The sequence below is a fragment of the Arcicella aquatica genome (assembly GCF_034928825.1).
Taxonomy (GTDB): domain Bacteria; phylum Bacteroidota; class Bacteroidia; order Cytophagales; family Spirosomataceae; genus Arcicella; species Arcicella aquatica.
In genome coordinates, this window is sequence record NZ_JAYFUL010000081.1 from 1 (window position 1) to 11,642 (window position 11,642).

Annotated in this window: 9 protein-coding genes and 1 other RNA gene; 6 read left to right on the forward strand and 4 right to left on the reverse strand. The window is 37.5% G+C overall.

The features are described 5' to 3' along the window. Positions 1–363: 363 nt before the first annotated feature. The 5 genes from VB264_RS24515 (at position 364) to VB264_RS24535 (ending at position 4,586) form a co-directional block, all read left to right on the forward strand. Complete coding sequence (locus tag VB264_RS24515) at positions 364–1,242, forward strand: helix-turn-helix domain-containing protein (protein ID WP_323253983.1); 879 nt, start codon at positions 364–366, stop codon at positions 1,240–1,242. Between the two features lie 84 nt (positions 1,243–1,326). Then, the gene (locus VB264_RS24520) at positions 1,327–1,911 is read left to right on the forward strand and encodes a DapH/DapD/GlmU-related protein (protein WP_323253985.1); all 585 of its coding nucleotides are present in this window, start codon (positions 1,327–1,329) and stop codon (positions 1,909–1,911) included. A 9-nt stretch (positions 1,912–1,920) separates the two neighbouring features. Further along, the gene (locus VB264_RS24525) at positions 1,921–2,424 is read left to right on the forward strand and encodes a cyclophilin-like fold protein (RefSeq protein ID WP_323253987.1); all 504 of its coding nucleotides are present in this window, start codon (positions 1,921–1,923) and stop codon (positions 2,422–2,424) included. Positions 2,425–2,716: 292 nt separating this feature from the next. Beyond that, positions 2,717–3,388 (forward strand): carboxymuconolactone decarboxylase family protein, encoded by a 672-nt coding sequence (locus VB264_RS24530; RefSeq protein WP_323253989.1) that lies wholly within the window; start codon positions 2,717–2,719, stop codon positions 3,386–3,388. A 154-nt stretch (positions 3,389–3,542) separates the two neighbouring features. Then, complete coding sequence (locus VB264_RS24535) at positions 3,543–4,586, forward strand: alpha/beta hydrolase (RefSeq protein WP_323253991.1); 1,044 nt, start codon at positions 3,543–3,545, stop codon at positions 4,584–4,586. A gap of 83 nt (positions 4,587–4,669) precedes the next feature. Here the strand turns inward: VB264_RS24535 and ssrA are convergent. From ssrA to VB264_RS24550, 3 genes are all read right to left on the reverse strand, one after another. After that, positions 4,670–5,067: a transfer-messenger RNA gene (ssrA, locus tag VB264_RS24540) on the reverse strand. A 264-nt stretch (positions 5,068–5,331) separates the two neighbouring features. Then, entirely contained in the window at positions 5,332–7,362 is a 2,031-nt protein-coding gene (locus tag VB264_RS24545) for a TonB-dependent receptor family protein (RefSeq protein ID WP_323253993.1), read from the reverse strand. Between the two features lie 354 nt (positions 7,363–7,716). Beyond that, positions 7,717–9,381 (reverse strand): alpha-L-fucosidase, encoded by a 1,665-nt coding sequence (locus VB264_RS24550; protein ID WP_323253995.1) that lies wholly within the window; start codon positions 9,379–9,381, stop codon positions 7,717–7,719. A 413-nt stretch (positions 9,382–9,794) separates the two neighbouring features. Here VB264_RS24550 and VB264_RS24555 point away from each other — a divergent pair, with 413 nt between their 5' ends. Next, the gene (locus tag VB264_RS24555; RefSeq protein WP_323253997.1) at positions 9,795–10,670 is read left to right on the forward strand and encodes a helix-turn-helix domain-containing protein; all 876 of its coding nucleotides are present in this window, start codon (positions 9,795–9,797) and stop codon (positions 10,668–10,670) included. Between the two features lie 285 nt (positions 10,671–10,955). Here the strand turns inward: VB264_RS24555 and VB264_RS24560 are convergent. Further along, positions 10,956–11,642: LytR/AlgR family response regulator transcription factor (locus VB264_RS24560; RefSeq protein WP_323253999.1), on the reverse strand; the 687-nt coding region annotated here is incomplete at its 5' end.

Genomic DNA, 11,642 nt, shown 5'->3' on the forward strand with positions numbered 1-11,642 from the left:
TGATTCACTAAAAATACGTCGTTGACGAATTTTTAAACTTGTACTTTTTTTAGAATCTGATTTCGATTTGCTCATAAATAAGTTGAAATTTATGTCAACCTATTTTAGGCAAGCACATCGGCGGACGGTTCACCAATCACTATTTACTAATCACTACTTAAAAGATAGTTGTGTTGCTTTCTATTACAAAGATAGCCCGACGCCTTTTGATAGTAAGGGTGCGTTTACGACATTGTAGGGTATCATTTGCGTAAAAAGTATGCCACTTGTATTGAGGCTAAATTGGTGATTTGATTATCGGTAGTCGCTGTAAAAAAACAAACACTTTGTATTTAATAAGTTTGATTTTATTAACTTTACTACATGACTAAAAAAGTGGAACGTAGCGTTTCGGAATTTAATACCGAACTTAAACTGAAAGGGTTTAAAGCTTTTCAGTTAGAAGACGATAGTAATGCCACCCGCATATATAGCAGGAAGGATTTCTTTAAAATATGCCTAACAACAGGACATAGCAAAATTCATTATGCCGATAAAAGCTTTGACCAAGAAGGTACTATTTTGTTTTTTGGCAATCCGCATATTCCGTATTCTTGGGAAACAATATCTACTCAATATATTGGTTATACCTGTTTGTTTTCAGAAGAATTTTTAAAACAATCTGAACGTTCAGAAAGTTTGAGTCAATCTCCTTTCTTTAAAATTGGTGGAACACCCGTCTTGAAAATTTCGGAGGAACAAAGGTTATTCCTAAATACTATTTTCCAAAAAATGATTGATGAGCAGCAAAGCAACTATGCCTATAAAGACGAACTTATTCGCAACTACATCAATCTAGTCATTCACGAAGCACTAAAGTTACAACCGTCTGAAAATTATCATCAACACAAAAACGGGACTTCACGGGTCACGTCTGTTTTCCTTGAATTATTAGAGAGGCAATTTCCCATTGAGACTGGAGATAAACCCTTGCAGTTAAAAACAGCACAGGATTACGCTCAACATTTAAACATACACGTAAACTATCTGAACCGTGCTGTAAAAGAGGTTACAGGAAAATCTACGACTACCCATATTACAGAAAGAATTACAACGGAAGCTAAAGCACTATTGCAACATACTGATTGGAACATTTCTGAAATTGCCTATGCACTAGGGTTTGAGTACCCGACTTACTTCAATAACTTTTTCAAAAAAAATACTGGTACTAATCCAAAGTCATTAAGGGAAATAGAAGTTTGAAATTCTTAATTTTTGGTTTGATAATCGTTAGCGAGCTAAGGAATAGCGAGCATACCTTTGTGGTATATTATCGAATTGATTATCATGAAAAATACACAACAACAAACCCTTGTTCCAAAAGATATTTTTGATAGCATGCGTTTGGGCGAACCCATTCGCTTGGACGACCCCCAATATCCCAAAATTCAGGAAGTCGTAAATCGTACCCTAAAGCTAAATGCAAAGCTGAATACCTCAGAAAATGTTGAGCAGATAAGGGGAATTTTAAGCGAAATAATCTGTACTGAAATAGATGCCTCAACCATTGTCTTTGTGCCATTTTATACCAATTTCGGTCGGTTTATCACAATAGGTAAAAATGTATTTATCAACCATGCCTGTAGTTTTTTAGACATGGGTGGAATAACCATTGAAGACAATGTGTTGATAGGTCCTAAAGTAAACCTCATTACGGAAAACCATCCCTTAAACCCCAATGATAGAAAATCGTTGATTTGTAAACCCATTCTTATAAAATACAATGCGTGGATTGGTGGAGGGGCAACGATATTACCAGGCGTAACCGTTGGCGAGAATTCAGTAGTGGCGGCAGGTGCCGTAGTTACGGCTGATGTACCCTCGAATACCGTAGTTGGGGGTATTCCTGCGAAATTTATCAAGAATATTTAATTAAAAAAAATGAAAATCATCACCTTATTTTTAGCGAGTTTTATTTGTATTCAATTGTTTGCTTGCAATATCACTGAAGAAGCAAAGCCAGCAGATACTTCAAATACTGATAGCAATCAAGCAAATCCTACCAACCCCTCTAACGCAGATACTAGCACAAACAGTAAGAAAATGAAAGTAACAATTGGTGCCAATGTTTTTACTGCCACATTAAACGACAATGCAACGACAGCAGCATTTAAAGCAAAGTTACCTATGACTATCAATATGAAAGAGTTGAACGGAAACGAAAAATTTTTCGATTTTGCCTTTAATCTACCCACCAATGCGTCCAATCTGGGTACTATCCAAAATGGAGATTTGATGATGTATGGGGCTAACACCTTAGTCCTTTTCTACAAAACTTTTTCAACATCGTATAGCTACACACGGCTCGGGCGGATTGATAATCCTTCGGGGTTGGCTACCGCACTAGGTACAGGTAATGTAACGGTGAAATTTGGATTAGAGTAAAAATTGAAATGATTTCGCCTTTGGTGGTGTTTTCACCGCCAAACCACGTCATATTGTTTTGATAAATGGTGCGTTGTTTACGCAAATGTTGTTGGAGAACAAACTCCAACAACGGCGGGAAATAAAAGATGTACATTTTCCCAATACAGAAAAAGGAATTGTTACATGGCTACAAAAAGTTACTGATGAAGAGTACAACAACGTTGTGAAGCAATAAACAAAAGCAATGACAAGGCTAAATGAATTTCTTAATTGGAACTTATTATTTGTTCTTTTACTAAGCATAAATACCATGAATGCACAAAATAGTATAAACGAAAACCAACACTTGAATGCAAAACAACAAAGTATTGTAAGTATTGCAACACAAACGGCGGTTGGTGACTTAGAGCATCTGAAAATACAATTACATAAAGGGCTAGATGTGGGGCTTACCATCAATGAAATAAAAGAGGTGTTGGTGCAAATGTATGCCTATTGTGGTTTTCCTAGAAGTCTGAACGGGATAAATACTTTTATGAATGTACTGGAAGAAAGAAAAGGTAAAGGTATAACAGACCTAGAAGGAAAAGATGCTTCGCATTTTACGGATGCTGTAAACAAATATGAAACAGGGAAGCAAACTTTACATAAACTAACTGGGGTAGAAGAAAAAGATCCTAAAACTGGGGCAAATGCTTTTGCACCAATCATTGATATTTTTTTAAAAGAACATCTGTTTGCCGATATATTCAGTCGTGATGTACTTACGCATCAACAGCGAGAATTAGCTACTATCTCGGTGCTTGCGGCACTAGAAGGTGTAGCTCCGCAACTTCAATTTCACTTGGCTGTTGGGTTGAATATCGGACTCACAGAAAGCCAGTTAAAGCAGGTTTTTTCGATAACAGCAACACATATTGGAAAGCAACAGGCTGAAATAGCTAACAATGTATTATCGAAAATTTCCGACAAAAAGCCTTAGTTAACTTGGTTTAATTTACAAAATGTAGCACGAGTTTCCAACTCGTATTATTACTTACGAGTTGGAAACTCGTGCTACTGACAGGTACAAACATCAAGTGGAGGTATCCCTTCCAAAATACTAAAGTCCATTTAATACATAAAAATTTAAGCGCATGAAAAAAATACTTGCTCATACAATGATGTTCCTGACAATAGCAGGTCAATCGTTCAGTCAAAACAACGAAAATACTACGAAAATGAATACAGCACCCAATCATTATACTTTTCAGTTAAGCGATAAAGTAACTCGACAAAAAGTACATTTTAAGAACCGTTATGGTATCACGCTGGTAGGGGATTTATATCTTCCCCAAAATCAACATCAATTACTTTCAGCACTCGCCGTTAGTGGGCCTTTTGGGGCAGTGAAAGAACAATCTTCTGGATTGTATGCCCAGACAATGGCCGAACGGGGCTTCGTAACCTTGGCTTTTGACCCTTCTTATACGGGCGAAAGTGGTGGTGAGCCTAGAAATGTAGCTTCGCCCGATATAAATACGGAGGATTTTAGTGCTGCGGTTGACTTTTTAGGCTTACAGAAAAATATAGACAGAAACAAAATTGGTATTATTGGGATCTGCGGATTTGCAGGTTTTGCCTTAAATGCTACCGCCATTGATAAGCGAATTAAAGCTGTGGCTACAACAAGTATGTATGATATGACACGACTGATGTCGAGAGGGTATAATGATGTAGTAACCGCAGAACAGCGTACCCAAAATCTTGAACATTTAGCACAACAGCGATGGAAAGATGCAGAGAACCAATCGTTTGCACCTTCGTCTAATAATTTACCTGAGAAACTAACAGGTAACGAGCCTCAGTTTGTAAAAGATTATTTCGATTATTACAAAACTCCTCGTGGGTTTCATGTACGTTCTATTAATTCAAATGCGTCGTGGACGGCTACGAACCCGATGTCTTTTATGAATATGCCTATCCTGACATACATGAAAGAGATTTCACCGAGACCAATGTTTGTCATTGCGGGAGAAAATGCACATTCTAGGTATTTTAGTGAAGATGCCTACAAAGCAGCAGCCGAGCCCAAAGAGCTAATGATAATACCTGATGCTGTTCATGTTGATTTATATGATAGAATGGATAAAATTCCGTTTAATAAGCTAGTAATGTTTTTTAACAGTAATTTGAAGTAGATTATTTCGGTTATTAGAGAACAATTCTAGTAGCCTTTTAAAAGCAAAAAACCGCTTATACGTATTGTATAAGCGGTTTTAAGGAGTGGAGACGGAGAGATTCGAACTCTCGTCCAGACAAGGAACTCGATAGCTTTCTTCACGTTTAGTCTTGATTATTTTTTCGAGATAGGCAGGGTTCAAGCCGGACCTTAATCTATCCTTATCCTCTCTGTACTAAATGTTTGCTTAGAGAAATCACAACATTCGACTCTGCGTTTCGACACCCCGTATCCCAGCGGCAGAGTTTAGCCGAGTGGGGTGTGGCGAATAGCTCCAACTCCGTTGATAACTATCCAAAACGAAATCCCTTAAGGATTAAGCTGCCATGGCATACTGAGTATTGCCGGTTGTTTTTCGGACTAATTTTTAACAGGAGATCAGACCAACTCCCGACGTGCTTACCACCGACCTGCACAAGCTGTCAATACCGGTCGCCCCCATTTGTTCAATAAACATCAAATGAAAAATAATTGTTTCATTCTTTGGGACTGCGAAGTTAATATAATTTTTGAAGAATTGGGTAAAAATATTTATCCTAAGATTAATGGAGAAAAAAGAATCAGCGGATTTTTAAATTACCCGCAGATGAATGGAGATAAAATTCGCTGATTTGCGGAGAAAAATACAGGAAAAGGAATCAGCGAAAATCAGCGAAAAAAATCAGCGTTTATCTGCGGGTATTAAAAATTACCCATAGCCTATCTTAAATCCTCACACTAATTCCCCCAAACAAAAATCTTCCAGCAGCAGGTTCGAAGTAACGATTGGCTGTGGCATTGATTTGTACGTTGGCATTGTAAATGGTATTACTTAGGTTATTTACCCCCACAAAAGGTTCAAGGACGAAATGACCGATTGTCTTACGATAGCCTAACCTTACATTGGCAGTAAAATAGCCATCATTCGTTACCGTATTGGCATCATCTGCAAATATTTTACTGATACTTCTTAACTGTACAATCGTGAAAAATCCTGATTTGGTAAAATACCTAAACTCTGCATAAATATTATGTTTTGGAATGCCAGGTAAGGTATTTCCATCAAATTTCCCTGCGGTAGTCTGGTATTCTTTATAGGCAAAAGCTGAATATGTATAGTTCAAATAGGTCGTTAACCCTGCTACTATTTTATAGGTTATACCCGCTTCTATGCCTTTTCGGTTGGATAATCCTGCATTTCTAAATAATGTTCTACCTGCTTGCCCTGCTAGTTGGTAAGGCACTATTTCGTCTTGTACTTCAATGGTAAATAAAGCTAGGTCTACCCTTAGTTTTTTGTTTAAAATGCCTTTATAACCTACCTCGAAATTTCTTGATTTTTGGGGACTTAACTCAGGGTTGAAACCTCCCGTAGCCTGTGGATTATTGGATAATTCATTCAACGAAGGCGTTTCAAAACTACTGGAGATATTGGTATAAATGGATTGATTGGCACTGGGCGAAAATGAAAAGCCTAACATTGGGCTAAAGCGTTGAAAAGATTGCGTAGCCGATTGGTCGCCATCGCTTTGAAATTTATCAGAAACCTTTAATTGAATATCATCAAAGCGAGTATTCAACGAAAGTCTGAATTTCGGACTGAACGTATATTCCTGCAAAATAAATGCTCCTACGTTGCTAAATCCTTCGATTTGGTCTAACCTCAGTGTACTTCTTTCTCCTTTTTTGTTATCATATCGCTGACGATTATCTTGTTGATTTTCAAGGTCAATACCTGCTTTTAGCCTGTATTTTTTATCGGTAAATTGATAGTTAAAACCTCCGCCCGAAAAATCTCTTTTAAAGACGATTTGTCCACTCGCTTCAAAAGCTTGCTGATTACTAAAATCTCTATTCAAATAAAACCCTCGCGCACTAATTTGATGTTTTTCGCCAATTTTTTGGTCATAAATCAAGGCAAATTTGGCTTGTTTAAAAGTCTCATAAGCATTGTAATCCAAATTGGTCTGGCGAGCCTGCTGTCTGTTTTTATCAATTTCTGCTAGGGTCAATCCTCCGGGGTCTTCTGCTTTAGGGCTATCTACGTAACTCATCAAGAGGGTCAGGTTTATTTTGTCCGAAAACTTATAAATCACTTTTCCATTCAAGAAATTGCGTTCCAAAGCACTATGATCACGATAACCCTTACTCGTTAGCCTAGAGGCATTGACGAAGTAGGTTACTTTCCCAATTTCTTGTCCAGTTTTGAATTGCAAACGCTGGAAACCAAAAGAGCCAAAAGTACTTTGAGCCTCCGCAAAAAATTGTTTGGGGGTTTCAGAAAACAAACTGATAACGCCCCCCGAAGCATTACCATACAATCCTGCTGTGGGACCTTTGATTACCTCTACACGTTCCATCAAGCCCATATCTAAATTACCGACTTTGGCAGTGCCGTCGGGAATAGATTCTGGAATACCGTCCATCACGACCTTCAACCCACGAATACCGAACGACGCTCTAGCCCCAAAACCACGAATAGAAATCCGTAAATCCTGAGCAAAGTTTTCGGAGTTCATCGCAAAAACACCGGGCACAGCCCCGAGGGCATCAAACATCGAAAGCTTAGATTGTCCTGTTTGTAAACGTGCTTGGTCAATAACGGTGACTGCCAGCGGGGTTTGAATATCTTTTCCTACAAAGCGTGACGAACTGATAATTACGGGCTGGAGTTCAGTAACTTTCAAACTAGAGTCTGTCTGAGCCCATAAAGTAAATGTATTCAGCAACAGGATTATCGGTAAAAATCTTTTCATGACAGAGTTTTTCAGAAAGATAACGCAAAAAGCCTAATACTTTGGTAGGATTTGAGGGTAAATAATAGCCTCAAAACAGACGTTTGTTCTTAAGGTTACCATTCATTGTATCTTTGTTTTCTCAAAAGGTAACTGTAAACCTCACCGTAATGTTTGCTGATTAGTATCCTAATAATTTCTTTTTGACTGATTAGGAATTATACGAGGGACGTATATATGGATGGTAAATTGAATATTATTGTATAAAAATGGATATTATAGCATTGAACGAAGGCAACAACTCATGGCATGACTTCCAATTGTTTGGCAACGAAGATAAAATTTCGAAAGTCATGCCATGAGTAATTTTAGAAATCAACTAATCTTCAAAGCATTAGCATACGATTCCTCAGGCATTGATGTTGGGAAAAATACTTTAAGTCCCTCGTTAGTTTGTTCAAACTTTAATGCTTGCTTGGTCGATAATAATACTACCTGATTAATTTTTGATGAACGATACGGGCTATTTGCTCCAAGACTTTTAATAAGCACTTCTCCTGTCGTTGGCCATCCCATCACCGTGGCAAAAAGGTTTTCACCCTTGACTACAAACCGAATATCCTTATCAGTAAACGGCTTGCCTTTGCCTTCATTAAAGCCCTGAGCACTTAATGCCGCCGCTCCTTCTTGTGCAGGGCCTTCGCCAAAGATTTTCCAAGGGCGTGTGCCATAAATGCTTTCTCCGTTCGCCCTCATCCATACGCCTATATCTTCTACTACTTTACGCTCTAACTCATCAATAGAACCATCTCCACGCAAAGGAATATTCAGCATAAGGTTACCATTTTTACTGACTACATCAATCAATGTATGGATAACCGTTTTGGCAGTTTTATAGCCCTTGCGGTCGTAAAGTTCACGATTATAGTGCCAGTCGCCAATACAAGTATCCGTTTGCCACGTAAATGGTTCAATGTTGTTGCTTTGTCCTCTTTCTATGTCCCAGATGATGGCCTTACGCTGATTTTCATCCAAGATTTTACCATTAATTACTCCTGTAAGTTTACCCTTATCTTTAATACTTTTGTTGTACAAATGGGCTGTAATTCGCAAGCCAACATCACTAATAGGCCACATTGGCAATTGTGAATCATCAAAATAGACAAGGTCTGGACTGTATTTATTGATTAAATCTATCGTCCTGTTATAAAACTTCTCGATATAAGCTTGGGTAGGAACAGCGACACCATTACCCCAATGCCATTGTCTGTGTATCATGCCATTGTCCAGACTATTTTCGCTCAATGGATGGTTTTGTGCATAAAGTTCCTGTGGGTCTAGTCCATCCCACCATTTCCCCTTGCCATCTTGCTTAGTAAGTTTACCGTCGTAAGGTACACCAGCATAAGGCCCGTTTTTATCAGATCTCTGGGCGGTTTCAAGCCAGCTCCAAGCATGGGCGGCGTGTACACTTACTCCGAAGGGCAAACCGTTTTTCTTGGCTGCTTTTGCCCAGCCACCAATGATGTCCTTCTTAGGACCTACCTTAGTAGAGTTCCAGTTTTTCTGGTATTTACTATTATATAAGTCAAGGTTATCGTGGTGATTGGCCAAGGCCATAAAATATTGCGCACCACAGTTTTTATAAAGCGACACCAATTCTTCAGGATTCCACTGCTCGGCTTTCCAAACATTGATAACGTCTTTAAAACCGAAAACCGAAGGGTGACCATATTTTTCAAGATGGTACTTATATTTTCGGTTACCTTCCATGTACATTTCTCTAGCATACCAATCGCCTGCTTCTGGCTGACATTGCGGCCCCCAGTGTGCCCACATACCAAACTTTGCATCACGGAACCAATCGGGTGTTTGGTAACTTTGAAGAGATTCCCACGTAGGTTTAAATGGACCAGAAATGATAGGTTCTAACCCTTTGTGGTTTTCAGCGAAAGGCAAGATATTGTTAGCAAAGCTTTTGGATGCCAAAAGACTAGGTATCCCTAAGGCAAAACCTTGGAGAAGTTTTCTTCGATTCATGTTAAACGTTTTTTCGGTTTAATCTTGTTTTACTTGACACCTACAAATTTATCAGCTACGAATTGTTATTTTTTTGCATAAATTTGACAGATTTTTGCACAATTCCGACTATTGCTTTTCAAAACCTTATAGGGTATGACATACCTTTGTGTGTAAAGCCATCCAATTATTCACATTCTTGAAGGCATGATAAGCATATAAACATATCGGGTAGCCGATTCATCATTAAGAAGCTGTTTAAGCTTTCCGTTTCTGAGGTTAAAGTATTGTATTTTTGAATTGATTTTTTCAAAATTTGCGAAGCATAGCATCGCTACGTTGAGAAAATTTTGGAACAAGCTATTCTAAAAGACTTAGTTTAACCCGAAAGGGAAAGTTTAAACAGCTTCTAAATCTAAAGTGTATAAGCGAAGATGTTAATTAGAAACTATTTTTCTTTACTAAATGTAGACTATGTTAAACTAGATGCTAGCTGGAACTTTAATAATGTAATTAGTCCCTATTATCGTTTATATTATATCGATGGGGGAGAGGGTACGATTTCAAACGCTGAGACCACTATTCACTTAAAAGCGGGATACCTGTACCTTATCCCTAGTTTTACATTGTGCAACCTTACTTGTAACAATTTTCTGAGCCAGTATTTTATCCAATTTTTTGAAGAATCCCCAGATGGCTTATCGCTCTTTACGCATTCCAGAACAGTGATGGAATTAGAGGTAACTGCGACAGATATTGCTAATTTTCATCGGATTCTAGCCATTAATCCTGGACGAGGCATCAACAGATCTGACAACCCGAAGGTGTATGAAAAGGATATTTTCTATAAGGAATATCAGCAATTGAACAACTTACAGAGTATTTCAATTCGCTATGAAACCCAAGGGATTTTGTTTCAATTGATTGCACGATTCCTTGCTCCGCCTGCTTTCAAATACAATCAAATAGATGTTACTCCATCAGTGGTAATGGATGCTATCAGCTATATTCAACTAAATATCAATCAATCGCTTACCGTCAGTCAACTAGCCAATCGTGCCAATTTGAACGTAGATTATTTTTCAAGAATATTTCATCAGAGCTTGGGTAAAAGCCCTATCAAGTATATTCTTGAAAAACGCATCGAACGTGCCCAATACCTTATCACTACGACCAATAAACAAATGAGCGATATTGCGTTGGATACAGGCTTTGATAACCTACAATATTTCTCAAGGATTTTTAAAAGAATTACAGGACTGACACCCGGAGAATATAGAAATCAGAGTTGGAAGATGGGGTTTTTGTAGATTTAGACTAGAGGATGTAAGACACAAGACTCTAGACACAAGACTTTAGACAGAAGGCACAAGATATTAGGTATGCTAATCTAAAAATCTCTGTAAATCAGCGTATCAAATCAGCGAAAATCTGTGGGTTAAAAAGATGTGAGATTTGAAAGTGTCAAGCAAAGCGTCACTAGTACTCAGCTACGAACATCTACTCGCTATTCGAAATGCCCTTTGGAACATTTCGAATAGCAAAGTTGCATTCTAAGAATGCCTGACGCAGTACGCAAGCAGGCGTATTTATTATTAATAAAACCCAAGATTAATTTTTATACTTTCTGAGTAACTTCTTCCAGAAGTAATATTTGTGTTTTTAGTATCATTTAAGGTAATGATGTATTTACTGTTGAAATATTTCTGGGCTTCTTTGATATAATCTTTGTTAAGAATTATCCCCCTATGAATGCGTAAAAAATTATCTGGCAGTTTGTTTTCTAAGCTTGCAATAGTTTCTGTACTTAAAAATGTTCCTTGTTCTGAATGGATGGCTGTATAATTACTATCAGCTTCAAAAAAGGATATATCTGCCAGTTTTATAAAAATGATTTTATCGTTTTTTTTAACCGTGATAGAAGTCATTTTTTTATGTTCTTTTCTATTGGTAATCTCTTTTAAAACTTTTAAAATTTCATCGGAAGAACTTTTGATATGAAAGCTTTTTAATTTCTGAACGGTTTTTTCAATACGTTCTAATTTCACGGGTTTAACCAAATAATCGATACTATTAGTTTCAAAAGCCTCTAAAGAATATTGGTCGTAAGCCGTGCAAAAAACAACCATTGGAATAGTTTTTAAACGAGCTAATAATTCAAAACCTACTCTACCCGATGAAAAATCAGAATTAATAAAAAAAGGCTGAAATTTGTAGTTCCTAAGCAACAAATACAGCCTTTTAATGAAAAATATCATCGGTATCAAAATTAAAGATTTATT